The following is a 14,370-nucleotide window of genomic DNA, read 5'->3' as shown; positions in this document are numbered from 1 at the left end:
ATCTGGTCTGACCGGTCGATACAGTGATCTAGCAGGAATCGTGCCCGGCAATGCTTCGGGGCATGAGACTGACGGGATGGGACGCGCGCACGCGCAACGGGCCGTGGCGACGGCAACGGCGACGACAACGGGAAACGGCGCAAGCGGAGGAGGGAAGCCCAGTATTGGTGCGAAATCGGGCCGGAGAGGATGACGCGGCATCGCGCGCGTCACCGTTGTGGTGCGTGTGGTGGGTGTGAGGGGACGGGGGCCGACTCACGTCGCCCAGAGACGCAGCGGCTCGGCGGGCACGCCGTGAACGAGCGGCCGCAGCTTCAGCCAATGCGAGACCAGCAACCGCCGTACCGTCTCCATGTCGTGACCAAGCACGCGCAGCACGAGCACGTTGCCCGGCAGGCACGTGATTCCCGCGCGCAGCGTGTCGTCGAACGGCAGGTCCGCCGCCAGCGACTCGGCCAGCTCGCGCGTACACGCGGCACCGACAGCCCACAGCGTGGCGAAGACGGGGAAGCCCGCGAGCGCAGTGGTGCCGGTGCGTTGCGCATCGTCGGCGTCGAGCACGGCCTGTTCCGCCCACAGCAGACGATCCGTCGCATCGCGCAGTTCGAAGCGCGCGCGCCATTGACCATGCGTCCACTGCTCACCCGCCGCCTGACGGCCGAGCAGCGTGGCGTCCCAGCCGATGACGGACGCGTTCTCGCCAAGCTTCACGGTGATGCATTGGCGCGCATCCGCATGCTCGAACACGATGTTCTCGAGCGGCAGCCAGTCGAGCTTCGCGCCGTCGCGCACGGTGAGGCTGATGTCCTGCGTCCCGAATCGGCCTTGCGACTTGTACCATTTGGTCGCCCCGGGTGTGGTCAATACCGCGTGCGCGTTGTCACCGACATCGACGTCGATGGACAGCGTGTCGCCGCCCGCAATCCCGCCGGGCGGATGCACGACCACGGCATGGCAAATGCCGGGGCCTTCCGGATGAAGCGACTTCTGGACGACGAGCGGGCCGTGGTGGCGTCGCGTGGCGAGAACGGTGCGTGCTTCGTGACGGGCGAAGCCGAGCGTCAGCGCGGCGTGCCAGCCGGCGCTGGGCGTGTGCAGGGAATTCATGAAAGTCGTTCGGCAATGGATGGCGCGAATCTAGCACGCGCCGCCAGCGCGCGACATCGAAACCTGCCGCCTGTGTCTCACACGGCCACCTGATGCCGTACGCCGTCGGCTTCCATGTCCTTGCCGAGGCCGCTCGCCACGATGGCGCCCCGACTCATCACGCGATAGTGATCCGCGAGTTGGAGGGCAAAGTCGTAATACTGCTCGACCAGCAACACCGTCATGCCGCGTTCGTCGACCAGACGCCGCAATGTGGTCCCGATGTCCTTGATGATCGACGGTTGAATGCCTTCGGTCGGCTCGTCGAGGATCAGCAGTTGCGGGTCGCTCATGAGCGCGCGTCCGATGGCGAGTTGCTGTTGTTGCCCGCCGGACAGGTCGCCGCCGCGCCGCTGCTTCATATCGCGCAACACGGGGAACAGTTCGTAGATGTGCTCGGGCACGCCGCGCTTGGCCTCGCGCGCGGGACGGCTCGCCGCACCGATCAACAGATTCTCTTCGACGGTGAGACGCGGGAAGATCTCGCGTCCTTGCGGCACATACGCCAGTCCATGTGCCACGCGCGAATACGGGGGAGCTGACGTCAGGGCAGTGCCGCGCCACGCGATGCTGCCCGACTTCACCGGCACCACGCCCATGAGGCACTTGAGCAGTGTGGTCTTGCCCACGCCATTGCGCCCGAGCATCACGGTGAGCTGACCGTCGGGCACGGTGAACTCCACGTTGCGCAGAATGTGGCTGCCGCTGTAGTACTGATTGAGTGCGTGAATTTCCAACATGGTCAGCGTCCCAGATACGATTCGATCACGCGCTCGTCGCGTTGCACGACATCGAGCGTGCCTTCCGCCAGCACCCGCCCTTCGGCCATCACGGTCACGAGTCCCGTCTCGCCGGCGAGCGCGGCGACGAACGCCATGTCGTGCTCGACCACCATCATCGAACAATGCCCGCGCAGCCGGTTGAGCAACTCGGCGAGCTGCGCGGTCTCTTCGTCGGTCATGCCGGCGGCGGGTTCGTCGAGCAGCAGGAGTTGCGGTTGCTGCATGAGCAACATGCCAATCTCCAGGCGTTGCTTCTGGCCGTGCGACAACTGTCCCGCCCGCACATGTGCCTGATGCTCCAGGTGCGTGAGGGTGAGCACTTCCTCGATGCGGCGTCGCATGGTCGGCGTGAGCATGTCCCACAGTGCGCGGAACCAGCGTTTGTCGCCCGCACACGCGAGTTCGAGGTTCTCCCACACGCTGTGATGTTCGAACACCGTCGGCTTCTGGAACTTGCGGCCCACGCCCGCCTGCGCGATGGCAGGCTCGTCCAGCCGGGTGAGGTCGAGCGTCTGGCCGAGGAAGGCGCGGCCGGCATCGGGGCGGGTCTTGCCCGTCACGACGTCCATCATCGTTGTCTTGCCCGCGCCGTTCGGGCCAATGATGCAGCGCAACTCGTCGGTCTTGATCGCCAGCGACAGGTCGTTGAGGGCGCGAAAGCCGTCGAACGATACGGAGATGTTCTCGAGGTAGAGGATAAGACCGTGCGACGTGTCGATCTCTCCCGGCACCACGAGATGCGACATCCCGGTGGGGTCGCCGCTGACGGTGACGGATGCATCGGGTGCGTCGGCGATCTGCCAACTGATGTCGATGTCGGGTCTCATGCGCGGTCTCCTGTGGCGGGGTGCGGCGCATCGCCTTCGGCGGCGGCCTGCGCGTGCAGCGTGCGCTTGCGGGACAGTTGTGCGACGAGGCCGATCACGCCTTGCGGCAGCAGCAGCGGCACGAGCACGAACATCGCGCCGAGGAAGAACAGCCAGTACTCGGCGAAGTACGCCGTGAAGAAGCTCTTCGCACCGTTGACGAGGAACGCACCGGCAATCGCGCCCACGAGCGAGCCGCGTCCGCCGATGGCGACCCAGATGGCCATCTCGATGGAGTTGACCGGCGCCATCTCGCTCGGGTTGATGATGCCGACCTGCGGCACGTAAAGCGCGCCCGCAATGCCGCACAGCATGGCGGACAACGTCCACACGAACAGCTTGTAGCTCAGCGGCCGGTAGCCGAGGAACATGGCGCGCGATTCGCCGTCGCGAATGGCCGTGACCACACGGCCGAACTTCGAGACGACCAGCGCGCGGCACAGCACGAAGGCACCGATCAGTACGACGAACGTCACGAGGAACAACACGGTGCGCGTGCTTGCCGACGTGATCGAGTAGCCGAGAATGCGCTTGAAGTCGGTGAAGCCGTTGTTGCCGCCGAAGCCGGTTTCGTTGCGATAGAAAAGCAGCATGGCGGCGAACGTGAGCGCCTGCGTGATGATCGACAGGTACACCCCCTTCACGCGTGAGCGGAAGGCCAGATATCCGAAGAGCCACGCGACCACGCCGGGCAGTGCCACGACGAGAAACATCGCCCAGGCGAAATGCTCGGTGCCGGTCCAGTACCAGGGCAGCGACTTCCAGTCGAGAAACACCATGAAGTCGGGCAAGTTGCTGTGATACACGCCGTCGCGCCCGATGCCGCGCATCAGGTACATCCCCATGGCATACCCGCCGAGCGCGAAGAACAGGCCGTGGCCCAGGCTCAGGATGCCGCAATAGCCCCACACCAGATCGAGCGCGAGCGCCGCAATCGCGTAGCACATGATCTTGCCCACGAGCGTCATCGCGTAGGCCGACAGATGCAACGGGTGCGTGGCCGGCAGCACCAGCGCACACACCGGCACGAGAATCGTCACCGCCAGCACGAACGCGAACAGCAAGGGCGCGACATGCTTCGGCAGGAGCCGGGCGCGCGGCGGCACGTCCAGCGAGATCGAAGGGGTAATCCCTTCGGGCAGGAAGTTCGACGTCTGCATTCAGGCCTCCGCGCTGCGCCCTTTGAGCGCAAACATGCCCTGCGGGCGTTTCTGGATGAACAGCACGATCAGGATCAGCACGGCGATCTTGGCGAGCACGGCGCCCCACACCGGTTCGAGCAGCTTGTTGGCGATGCCCAGGCCGAACGCACCGACGATGGTCCCGGCCAGTTGTCCCACGCCGCCCAGCACCACGGCCATGAACGAGTCGATGATGTAGCTCTGCCCGAGGTCCGGGCCGACGTTGCCGATCTGCGAGAGCGCGCATCCGCCCAGTCCGGCAATGCCCGCGCCAAACGCGAAGGCATAGCTGTCGACGCGTCCCGTCTTCACGCCGACGCAGGCGGCCATCGACCGGTTCTGCGTGACGGCGCGAATGAACAACCCCAGGCGCGTGAGGTTGAGCACCGACCACGTGAGCGCCACGACGACCAGCGCGAATATCAGGATCGCAATGCGGTTATACGGCAGCATCAGGTTGGGCAGTACGGCGACGCCGCCGCTCATCCACGAGGGATTGATCACTTCCACGTTCTGCGCGCCGAACAGCGTGCGCACGCCCTGGATCATGAGCAGGCTGATACCGAACGTCGTGAGCAGCGTTTCGAGCGGGCGGCCGTACAAATGCTTGATGACGGTGCGCTCCAGCACGAAGCCGAGGAAGGCCGCCACAAGAAAGGCGGCGGGCACGGCGGCGACCAGATAGGCGTCGAACGCCCCCGGCAGGAAGCGCTGAAAGAGTGTCTGCACCACATACGTGGCATACGCACCGACCATCAGGAATTCGCCGTGCGCCATGTTGATGACGCCGATCAGGCCATAGGTGATGGCCAGGCCGAGCGCGGCGAGCAGCAGCACACTGCCGAGCGACAGGCCGGCGAAGAGCGTGCCGAAGAACTCGCTGCGGCGCTGCGCCGCGGCCAGCTTCGTCAGGGCGATGTCGGCGGCGCTGCGCACGTTGGCGTCGGGTTCGGCATAGGTGCCGTCCGCTTGCTTCGCGACGATGGGCAGCAGCAGATCGCGCATCTGGGGGTCACCCGCCGCGGCGATCAGATCGATGGCTTCACGACGCTTCTTCGCGTCGGTGTCATGCAATGCCGTTTGCGCCCAGAGCTGGTCGAGCCGTTTGCGCAGCGTCGGATCGGTCTCCTTCTGGCGCGCCTGTTCGATGAGCGTTTTGAACGCGGGCGACGGGTTTTGCAGCATTGTGTCGATGGCTTGCGCCCGGGCGTCGTGATCGGGCGAGCGCAAGGCGCCGGCGGCGGCGGCCGTAGCGACCTTGGCGCGCAGTACGTTGTTGAGCGTGATCGATCCCGCATTGTCGCCCTTGATCGGGGCGCCCGTGATCGGATCGAGGGTCTTCTCGCCGTCCTGGATGGCGAGGCGATCGCCCACGGTCACGACCGTGTCGTCGGCCAGCGCCTTGAGGAGCGCGGTGGCCTGCGGCGAGTCGTCGGACGCAAGATGATCGATGGCCTGCGACTTGGCGTCGAAGTCGTCGCCGGCCAGCGCCGTGAGGTCGGCGCTCGAGACGGCGGCATGGGCCAGGGAGGGAGTGGTCAGCGCGGCGCCCAGCGAGAGCAGGACAAGGGCGGCAGCGGTCCAGCGTCTTATCGTTATCATCAAAACCTCTGCGCGCGCCGGCGGCCATCGATCCGGCGCCGGCGCAGGGAATGGAAGGAGGGTCAGACCTTGTCGGGCTTGCCTTCGTTACCCGCGATGTACGGGCTCCACGGCTGCGCACGCACCGTGGTCTTGGTCTTCCACACGACGTTGAACTGACCGTCCGAGCGGATCTCGCCAATCATCACCGGCTTGTGCAGGTGGTGATTGCCGTCCATGACCATGTCGAAGCCGTCCGGCGACTTGAAGGACTGGCCGATCATTGCGGTGCGTACCTTGTCGACGTCGACGCTGCCCGCTTTTTCGACCGCTTGCTTCCACATATGCATGCCGACGAACGTGGCTTCCATCGGATCGTTCGTGACGCGCTTGTCGCCGCCGGGCAGGCCCTTGGCCTTGACGTAGGCGAACCACTCCTTCTTGAAGGCGTCGTTGGTCGGGTTCTTCACCGACATGAAGTAGTTCCATGCCGCGAGGTGTCCCACGAGCGGCTTTGTGTCGATGCCGCGCAGTTCCTCTTCACCGACGGAGAACGCCACGACAGGCACGTCGGTGGCTTTCAGACCCTGGTTGCCGAGTTCCTTGTAGAACGGCACGTTCGAATCGCCGTTGATGGTCGAGATGACCGTGGTCTTGCCGCCCTGGGCGAACTGTTTGATGTTGGCGACGATGGTCTGGTAATCGCTGTGGCCGAACGGCGTGTAGACCTCCTGGATGTCCTTGTCGGCCACGCCCTTCGAGTGCAGGAAGGCGCGCAGGATCTTGTTGGTCGTGCGCGGGTAGACGTAGTCGGTGCCGAGCAGGAAGAAGCGCTTGGCGCCGCCGCCTTCCTTGCTCATCACGTATTCCACGGCCGGGATCGCCTGCTGATTCGGCGCCGCGCCCGTGTAGAAGACGTTCTTCGACATCTCCTCGCCTTCGTACTGCACCGGGTAATAGAGCAGGCCGTTGAGTTCTTCGAAGACGGGCAACACCGACTTGCGCGACACCGACGTCCAGCAGCCGAACACGGCGGCGACTTTGTCCTTGGTGAGCAGTTGACGCGCCTTTTCCGCGAAGAGCGGCCAGTTCGACGCCGGGTCGACCACCACGGCTTCGAGCGGGCGGCCCATGACGCCACCCTTGGCGTTGATGTCGGCAATCGTCATGAGCGCGACATCCTTGAGCGACGTCTCCGAGATGGCCATCGTGCCCGAGAGCGAGTGCAAGATGCCAACCTTGATGGGCGACTTGCTCTGCGCGAACAAGTTGGGCGCCATGCCGGTCAGCGATGCGGCGCCCGAGAGGGCCGCCATCTGGAGTAGCGTGCGTCGTTTCATGGTGCGTCTTCCCCTTTCCTGGTTAGACCGGTCGATCCGGTACCGGAGGACTTACGCAAAGGCCGTGCCAGCGATGGGCGGGATTGGGCATGCGAGGTAACGGTGCACGTTCGCGCAAGGGGAAGTGTCGGATGTTGCAAAGCACGCACAGGCCCGTGAGGGCGGCGTTGTCGCGTCGAATCGATAGGGTCGATCACGTCGCACGCAGGGGACTCTCCGCGGCGGTTTATCGGCGTGTCGTCCTCCGAACGAAGCAGTGTGGTGCGGCCGCGCGCTGAGTTGGTGCGCACCGAGTTGGCGCGATCCGGTGACCTGAGCGTCAGGAAGTTCGCCGGCCGCCATGTCTGAGTGGCGCCCGAAACGCTCGACACGCCCGACGACGAGATGGCATTTTTTGATGCATGATTGGCATTCGTGCCAAACCGGTCGACGGCAAGATGAGGGCTCCCGACGACTCTCCGACTTGTTCGACAACACGCTCATGACCGATGCCATTGCCGGGCGCGCCGCGCGCCCCACGGATTCCGAACCCAGCGGGCGCCCGAAGCGTTCCGGTCGCCCCGATCGTTCGATGGGCCGCCGCTATGCCGCGGTGCTGGCCGCGTGCCAGGCGCTATTCACGGCGGCGATGTCCGTCGACCTGACGTTGACGGGGCTCGTCGGCTACATGCTGGCGTCCGACAAAGGTTATGCGACGCTGCCGTTCTCGCTGATTACCGTGGCGTCCGCCATCACCACGATCTTTGCGTCGATGTTGATCCAGCGTATCGGTCAGCGCCTCGGCTTCGCGCTGGGCGCATTGTTCGGCACGGTCGGCGGGCTGGTGTCGGTCATGGCGATCTATGAGCGTCACTTCGCGATGTTCTGCGCGGGTACGGCGTGTGTGGGGGTGTTTCAGGCGTTCGCGCGCTATTACCGGCTGGCAGCGGCCGACGTCGTGCCGCTCGACGACAAGCCCCGCGCGATTTCCATCGTGCTCACCGGCGGCGTGCTGGCGGCGGTGATCGGACCGGCGCTCGCGGCAGGCAGTAAAAACTGGCTCGCGCCGGTGACGTTCGCGGGATCGTATCTCGTCGTGGCGATTCTCTCGGCGATATCGTTGGCGTTGCTCGTCGGATTGCTGCGCGATTTGCCGGTGCATGCGGCCGCCAGTGCCACCGGAGACGCGGGTGCGTTACCGGCCCGACCGCTCGGCGAGATCATGCGTCAGCCGATTTATGTGGCGGCGCTGGCGAACAACCTGATCGGCTTCATGGTGATGATGTTCGTCATGACGGCGACGCCCATCGCGGCGGTGACGTGTGGGCACAGCATCGACGACGGCGCGCACATCATCGAGTGGCACTTGGTGGGGATGTATGCGCCGTCGTTCTTCTCGGGGCATCTCGTCAAGCGCTGGGGCGTGGTGCCGGTGTTGCTGGCGGGCATTGCGATGAGCGCCCTGTGCGGTGTCGTGGCGCTCGCGTCGACGAGCCTGCCGTACTTCTATGCGGCGTTGGCGTTGCTCGGCGTGGGATGGAACTTCATGTTCGTGGGCGGCACGACGTTGCTCACGATGTCGTACCGACCGGCGGAGCGTGCGCGCGCGCAGGCCGCCAACGAATTCATCACCTTCGCCGGGACGGCGCTCGCGAGTCTGTTCGCGGGGCAGTTGCTCGCTCGCTTCGGCTGGGCCACCATCAACCAGGCGACCTTCCCGCTGCTCGCGCTCGCTGCGCTGGCGACCGTGTGGTACGCGCTCGATGCGAAGCGCCGTGCGGTGCCGGCGACCGCCTGACCCACCAATGTTCTCGTGACCATGAGCCCACCTCGTCTCGTTGCCTTTCTCATCGTGCCGCCGTTCGTGCTGCTGGATCTGGCCGGACCGCTCGATGCGTTTCACGCCGTCATCCGCAACTTCGCGGCGTCGGGACAGGCGACGCCGTATCGCACCGTGGTGGTGTCCGAGCACGGTGGCCCGGTGGAGACGGGCTCCGGCATCACGTTGCACACCGAACCGATGCGCGCACTCGAAGCGATGCCCGTCGACACGTTGATTGCGGTGGGCGGAGCGGTGGCGCATCGTCCGGCGGTGCCGGGTGAGGTGGGCGAGTGGTTGCGCGACTATGCCCCACGCGTGAGGCGTGTATGTTCGGTGTGCGTGGGGGCGTTCATTCTTGGGGCGGCGGGGTTGTTGGATGGGCGTCGCGCGACGACGCACTGGCTCGACACGGCGATGTTGCAGGCGTGCTTTCCGAAGGCGCGGGTCGAGTCTGATCCAATTTATGTGCGTGAGGATCCGGTCTGGACGTCGGCGGGCATTACGGCGGGGATCGACCTGGGGTTGGCGTTGGTCGAGGACGATTTGGGTGCGGATATCGCTTTGCAGGCGGCGCGGCGGTTGGTGGTGTTCCTCAAGCGCGCTGGGGGGCAATCGCAGTTCAGCCCGCCGTTGCAGGCGCAGGTCGCGGCGGGGGCGCCGTTCGGGGATTTGCATGCGTGGATGTCCGAACGGCTCGATGGCGATCTGTCGGTGGTGCGGCTGGCCGAGCAGGCGAACATGAGCGCGCGCACGTTTGCGCGGAGTTATCTCGCGCGGACGGGGTCGACGCCGGCCAAGGCGGTCGAGCGCATGCGTCTGGAAGCGGCCCGGTTTGCGTTGCTCGACTCGGATGCGCCGCTCAAGCGCATCGCCGCACGCGTGGGCTTCGGCGACGAACAAAACCTGCGCCGCGCCTTTCAACGCCAGTACGGCGTGACGCCGGTGGCGTATCGGGAGCGGTTTGGGATGATGGGCGTGGCGTAGGCATTGCGAATGTGCAATCACGTCAAGCCGCCAACTTCCCCGTCGCTGCCCGATCGAGAAAGCGGAACAGGCGTGCGTCGTCCGAATAGGCAACGTTGAAGCGGAACCAGTGGCAGGGCTCGTTGTGAGCCAGAAAGAACTCGCCCGGTGCCAACATGATGCTCTCAGACAGCGCCGCTTCGGCCAGTTCGCGCGCCGGTCGTGCCGTCTCCGGCAAGCTGCCGCACACGAACATCCCGCCTTCCGGCTGCGCCAGCAGCGTCACCCCGTGCGACTGCAATTGCGTGATGAGACGCGCGCGCGAACGCGTCAGCCGATCCGACAGTCGTTCGATGTGCTTTCGGTGACGTCCCTCGGTGAGAATCGCATGGACGATGCGCTCATTGATTTCCGAAGACGTGAGGCCCGCCACCATCTTGCTGCGCGCAATCTCATGCGCCAGATCGCGCGAACACGCCAGATAGCCCACGCGCACCGACGGCGAAATTGTCTTCGAAAAGCTCGACACGTAGATCACGCGCGACAGACCATCCATCGCCGCCAATGACGGTGTGCCCGCCGGCGCCAACTCGCGATAGATGTCATCTTCGACGATCCAGAAACCATGCTGCTCGGCACACTGCAAGATGCGATGCGCCGCCGCCGGTGTGAGCGAGGTACCCAACGGATTCTGCAACGCCGGATTCACGAACAGCGCCCGCGGACGATGCGTCTGCGCCGCCTGCTCCAGCGCCGCGAGATCAAGACCGGCCTCCGTGCGCGGAATGCCCACGACGTTGAGGTCCGCGAGACGCAACACCGCCAGCAGATTGCAGTACGCCGGTGCCTCGACCAAGACCGTATCGCCCGGCTTGAGCAGCGTGCGCACCACCAGATCGAGCGCCTGCGTCGCGCCATGCGTGAGCACGATGTGCTCGGGCGGCGCGTCGATGGACAACTCGCCGAGGCGCCGCGCCAGCCACTGACGCAACGGCCCATACCCCCGCGGATGTCCGTAGTGCGCGAAATGCGCGCCCGGCCCCTTCGAGAGCGAACGCAGCGCGCCATGCAGCCCGTCTTCGTCGAGCCAGCTGTCAGGCAACCATCCGCAGCCGCTCTTCACCGCGATCGCGTCGTCCGCGAAGATCTCGGAAAGCAGCCACGCATTGGTGACTTCGCTGGCCGTGGTGCTAACCGCCAGCGCCCCGCCGGGGCTGGTCAGCCCCGCGTCTCGCGCGTCGGCCGCCCCCGCGACAAAGAAGCCCGCGCCGCGCCGGGCCACGAGCGTGCCGCGCGCGACGAGCCGATCATACGCCTCGACCACCGTGAACGTGCTGATGCCGTGCGCCTTGGCCAGCGAACGGATCGACGGCATGCGCATGCCGCCGTGCAACGTCTGACGCTGTAACGCTCGCTCGACCTCCCGCACGATCTGATCGACGAGCGCTTCCGGTTGGGCGCGGTTCAGGGAAAAGGCAAGCGGTTGGACCATGGTATCGGGGCATCGGCTGTTGCCAATACAGTTGAGGCGATTGACCAATACAGAATATACATTATACGAGTGACTGTACATGTCTGTATCGGTTCGTCTCTCGTAGGATCGATCCCATCCACCCGTGGCGCGCCGTCGTGCCGAGCGCGGGACATTCTGATCGAGCCAAGCTCTGGGGAGACCCCGCGATGAACATGAAAGACCTGAATCTCGACATGACGGCGTTCTGGATGCCGTTCACCAACAACCGTCAGTTCAAAAGCTCGCCGCGCCTGTTGGTGAAGGCCGAGGGCATGTATTACACGTCGTCGGACAATCGCAAGATTCTCGATGGCACCGCCGGTCTGTGGTGTGTGAACGCCGGCCACTGTCGCACCGAGATCGTCGAGGCGATCCGTCAGCAGGCCGGCGAGATGGACTTCGCGCCGACGTTCCAGATGGGCCACCCGAAGGCGTTCGAGGCCGCCAGCAAGATCGCCGCGATCACGCCGCAGGGGCTCGATCGCATTTTCTTCACGAACTCGGGCTCGGAGTCGGTCGACACCGCCCTGAAGATCGCCCTGGCCTACCATCGTGCGCGCGGTGAAGGCCAGCGCACGCGCCTCATCGGTCGCGAGCGCGGTTATCACGGTGTGGGCTTCGGCGGGATTTCGGTCGGCGGCATCTCGCCGAACCGCAAAGCCTATTCGGGGCAACTGCTGCCGGCGGTCGACCATCTGCCGCACACGCTCAACATCAAGGAAGCGGCCTTCACGAAGGGGCAGCCGGCCTGGGGCGCCCATCTGGCCGACGAACTCGAACGTTTGGTGACGCTGCACGACGCGTCGACCATCGCCGCCGTGATCGTCGAGCCGCTCGCCGGTTCCACTGGGGTGCTGGTGCCGCCGCACGGCTATCTGCAAAAGCTGCGCGAGATCTGCGACAAGCACGGCATTCTGCTGATTTTCGACGAAGTCATCACCGGACTTGGCCGCCTGGGCAAGCCGTTCGCCGCCCAGTATTTCGGCGTGACGCCGGACATCATGACGATGGCCAAGGGCGTGAACAATGCCGCCGTTCCGATGGGCGCCGTCGCGGTGAAGACGGGCGTGCACGACACCATCGTCGACGCCGGTAACTCGGGCGCGATCGAGTTCTTCCACGGCTATACCTACTCGGGTCATCCGCTGGCCGCCGCCGCGGCGTGCGCCGCGCTCGATCTGTACAAGAGTGACGGCCTGTTCGAACGCGCAGCCACGCTTGCGCCGCATTTCGAGAAGGTCATTCACGGTCTGCGCGATCTGCCGAACGTCATCGACATCCGGAACCTCGGGATGGTCGGCGGCATCGAGCTGTCCAACCGCGACGGCAAGCCGGGCGCACGCGCGCATGAAATCTTCGTCAAGTGCTTCGAGAAGGGAGCACTGGTGCGTTACACGGGCGACATCCTGGCGTTCTCGCCGCCGCTCATCATCAGCGAAGCACAGATCGACGAGTTGTTCAGCATCGTGGCGGAAGCCATTCGCGAGACGGCGTAAGCGACATCCACAGCAAGGCTGGGCGGCCGCCGCGCGACGCCCCGCCATCCATCAGACAGTCAGGACGAACGCCCGCCTCGAGCAGACGCTCGCCCACCGACAGCGTTTTCACGGACATCGACATGAATCAACGAGTGAGCACCGAACGTATCGAGCATTGGATTGGCGGCGCAAGCGTCGCGTCTGGAGAAGCCGATCGCCGCTTCGGCGAAGTGACGAACCCGGCCACCGGCGAAGTTATCCGCCAGGTAGCCCTGGGCGGCGCGACGGATGTCGCCGGTGCGGTGGCCGCCGCACGTGCCGCCTTGCCCGGCTGGCGCGCCACGCCGCCGATGAAGCGCGCCCGCGTGATGATGAAGTACCGCGAGCTGCTTGAAACGAATCGCGAAGCACTCGTGCAACTGATCACGCAGGAACATGGCAAGACGCTCGACGACGCCCGCGGCGAAGTCACGCGCGGTATCGAAGTGGTCGAATTCGCCATGGGCATCCCGCAGTTGCTCAAGGGCGAGATCGCGCCGCAGGTGGGCACGGGCGTGGACACGTATTCGATTCATCAGCCGGTCGGCGTCTGCGCAGGCATCACGCCATTCAACTTCCCCGCGATGGTGCCGTTGTGGATGTTCCCGATGGCCGTGGCCTGCGGCAACACCTTCGTGCTCAAGCCGTCGGAGAAGGTGCCCTCGGCGGCGCTGTTGCTCGCGCGCCTGGCCAAGGACGCCGGGCTGCCCGACGGCGTGCTCAACGTCGTGAACGGCGACAAGGCGGCGGTCGATGCGCTGCTCACGCATCCGGACGTGAACGCCGTGTCGTTCGTCGGCTCGACGCCGATCGCGCAATACATCTACAGCACGGCGTCGGCGCACGGCAAGCGCGTGCAGGCGCTCGGCGGCGCGAAGAACCATGGCGTGGTGATGCCGGACGCCGACCTCGATTTCACCGTCGATGCGCTGATCGGCGCCGCGTACGGTTCGGCGGGGGAGCGTTGCATGGCGATCTCGGTGGCCGTGGCCGTCGGCGACGTGGCGGATGCGTTGGTGGCACGTCTGGCGCAAGCCGCGACGTCGCTGCCGGTCGGCGACGGTGCCGACCCCGTCGCGCAGATGGGGCCGCTGATTACCCGCGCGCATTGCGACAAGGTGCGCGGCTATGTCGACGCCGGTGTCGGCGAAGGTGCGAAGCTCGTGGTGGACGGCCGTGGCCTCAAGGTCGCGCAGCGCGACGACGGCTTCTTCATCGGCCCGTGCCTGTTCGACAACGTGACGCCGGAGATGTCGATTTATCGCCACGAGATTTTCGGGCCGGTGCTGGCCGTGGTGCGTGTGAAGACGCTGGAAGAGGCGATCGCGCTCATCAACCGTAATCCGTACGCCAACGGCACGGCGGTGTTCACGACGTCGGGCGGTGCCGCGCGCCGCTTCGAAGACGAGATCGAAGTCGGCATGGTCGGCGTGAACGTGCCGATTCCGGTGCCGGTGTCGTACTTCTCGTTCGGCGGATGGCGCAATTCGCTGTTCGGCGACCAGCACATCTACGGACCCGAGTCGGTACGCTTCTACACGCGCTCGAAGGTGGTCACGCGTCGCTGGTCGGAGGGACGTCCGGCGAACGCCGCGTCGTCGCTCGTCATGCCGACGCTCGGCCAATAACCGCGATCAAGCGCCGATCAGCATAATCAGCGCATTCGGCAAACAAGCTGTG

11 protein-coding genes are annotated in these 14,370 nt (G+C 65.4%); 4 read left to right on the top strand and 7 right to left on the bottom strand.

The features are described 5' to 3' along the window. Positions 1-255: 255 nt before the first annotated feature. From PSO31014_RS07570 to urtA, 6 genes are all read right to left on the bottom strand, one after another. Entirely contained in the window at positions 256-1,107 is an 852-nt protein-coding gene (locus tag PSO31014_RS07570; protein ID WP_150551040.1) for an urease accessory protein UreD, read from the bottom strand. 77 nt (positions 1,108-1,184) lie between these two features. After that, positions 1,185-1,886, bottom strand: a complete 702-nt coding sequence (gene urtE, locus PSO31014_RS07565; RefSeq protein ID WP_150551039.1) for an urea ABC transporter ATP-binding subunit UrtE — start codon at positions 1,884-1,886, stop codon at positions 1,185-1,187. 2 nt (positions 1,887-1,888) lie between these two features. Continuing rightward, positions 1,889-2,674, bottom strand: coding sequence for an urea ABC transporter ATP-binding protein UrtD (urtD, locus tag PSO31014_RS07560; protein ID WP_232424620.1), 786 nt, complete (start codon positions 2,672-2,674; stop codon positions 1,889-1,891). A gap of 77 nt (positions 2,675-2,751) precedes the next feature. Continuing rightward, entirely contained in the window at positions 2,752-3,954 is a 1,203-nt protein-coding gene (urtC, locus tag PSO31014_RS07555; RefSeq protein ID WP_150551038.1) for an urea ABC transporter permease subunit UrtC, read from the bottom strand. After that, positions 3,955-5,577 carry an urea ABC transporter permease subunit UrtB gene (gene urtB / locus PSO31014_RS07550; RefSeq protein WP_150551037.1) on the bottom strand — a complete coding sequence of 541 codons (1,623 nt, stop codon included), beginning with the start codon at positions 5,575-5,577 and terminating at the stop codon, positions 3,955-3,957. A 62-nt stretch (positions 5,578-5,639) separates the two neighbouring features. Continuing rightward, positions 5,640-6,836: an urea ABC transporter substrate-binding protein gene (gene urtA, locus PSO31014_RS07545; protein WP_425494861.1), complete on the bottom strand. Its 1,197-nt coding sequence runs from the start codon at positions 6,834-6,836 to the stop codon at positions 5,640-5,642. Positions 6,837-7,467: 631 nt separating this feature from the next. Between urtA and PSO31014_RS07540 the strand changes: the two genes are divergently transcribed. Further along, the gene (locus PSO31014_RS07540) at positions 7,468-8,673 is read left to right on the top strand and encodes an MFS transporter (RefSeq protein ID WP_246176549.1); all 1,206 of its coding nucleotides are present in this window, start codon (positions 7,468-7,470) and stop codon (positions 8,671-8,673) included. A 21-nt stretch (positions 8,674-8,694) separates the two neighbouring features. Then, the gene (locus PSO31014_RS07535) at positions 8,695-9,681 is read left to right on the top strand and encodes a GlxA family transcriptional regulator (protein ID WP_150551034.1); all 987 of its coding nucleotides are present in this window, start codon (positions 8,695-8,697) and stop codon (positions 9,679-9,681) included. A gap of 22 nt (positions 9,682-9,703) precedes the next feature. Here the strand turns inward: PSO31014_RS07535 and PSO31014_RS07530 are convergent, their stop codons facing one another. Next, positions 9,704-11,152 carry an aminotransferase-like domain-containing protein gene (locus tag PSO31014_RS07530; RefSeq protein WP_150551033.1) on the bottom strand — a complete coding sequence of 483 codons (1,449 nt, stop codon included), beginning with the start codon at positions 11,150-11,152 and terminating at the stop codon, positions 9,704-9,706. A 188-nt stretch (positions 11,153-11,340) separates the two neighbouring features. On the opposite strand from PSO31014_RS07530, the gene aptA reads away from it, so the two are divergent. Together aptA and PSO31014_RS07520 are read left to right on the top strand one after the other, a co-directional pair. Further along, the gene (gene aptA, locus PSO31014_RS07525; protein WP_150551032.1) at positions 11,341-12,669 is read left to right on the top strand and encodes an omega-aminotransferase AptA; all 1,329 of its coding nucleotides are present in this window, start codon (positions 11,341-11,343) and stop codon (positions 12,667-12,669) included. A gap of 122 nt (positions 12,670-12,791) precedes the next feature. Next, on the top strand, positions 12,792-14,318 hold the full coding sequence (locus tag PSO31014_RS07520; protein ID WP_174976439.1) for a CoA-acylating methylmalonate-semialdehyde dehydrogenase: 1,527 nt from the start codon (positions 12,792-12,794) through the stop codon (positions 14,316-14,318). The last annotated feature ends 52 nt before the right edge of the window (positions 14,319-14,370 follow it).

The organism is Pandoraea soli (genome assembly GCF_902459595.1).
Taxonomy (GTDB): domain Bacteria; phylum Pseudomonadota; class Gammaproteobacteria; order Burkholderiales; family Burkholderiaceae; genus Pandoraea; species Pandoraea cepalis.
The sequence above is the reverse complement of the archived record's forward strand: the minus strand, read 5'-3'. Positions and strand labels throughout refer to the sequence as shown.

Bases quoted from the DNA above. Each gene is read 5' to 3' on its own strand.
- PSO31014_RS07570 (WP_150551040.1), bottom strand. From the start codon at position 1,107: ATGAATTCCCTGCACACGCCCAGCGCCGGCTGGCACGCCGCGCTGACG.
- urtE (WP_150551039.1), bottom strand. From the start codon at position 1,886: ATGTTGGAAATTCACGCACTCAATCAGTACTACAGCGGCAGCCACATT.
- urtD (WP_232424620.1), bottom strand. From the start codon at position 2,674: ATGTCGCATCTCGTGGTGCCGGGAGAGATCGACACGTCGCACGGTCTT.
- urtC (WP_150551038.1), bottom strand. From the start codon at position 3,954: ATGCAGACGTCGAACTTCCTGCCCGAAGGGATTACCCCTTCGATCTCG.
- urtB (WP_150551037.1), bottom strand. From the start codon at position 5,577: ATGATAACGATAAGACGCTGGACCGCTGCCGCCCTTGTCCTGCTCTCG.
- urtA (WP_425494861.1), bottom strand. From the start codon at position 6,836: ATGGCGCCCAACTTGTTCGCGCAGAGCAAGTCGCCCATCAAGGTTGGC.
- PSO31014_RS07540 (WP_246176549.1), top strand. From the start codon at position 7,468: ATGGGCCGCCGCTATGCCGCGGTGCTGGCCGCGTGCCAGGCGCTATTC.
- PSO31014_RS07535 (WP_150551034.1), top strand. From the start codon at position 8,695: ATGAGCCCACCTCGTCTCGTTGCCTTTCTCATCGTGCCGCCGTTCGTG.
- PSO31014_RS07530 (WP_150551033.1), bottom strand. From the start codon at position 11,152: ATGGTCCAACCGCTTGCCTTTTCCCTGAACCGCGCCCAACCGGAAGCG.
- aptA (WP_150551032.1), top strand. From the start codon at position 11,341: ATGAACATGAAAGACCTGAATCTCGACATGACGGCGTTCTGGATGCCG.
- PSO31014_RS07520 (WP_174976439.1), top strand. From the start codon at position 12,792: ATGAATCAACGAGTGAGCACCGAACGTATCGAGCATTGGATTGGCGGC.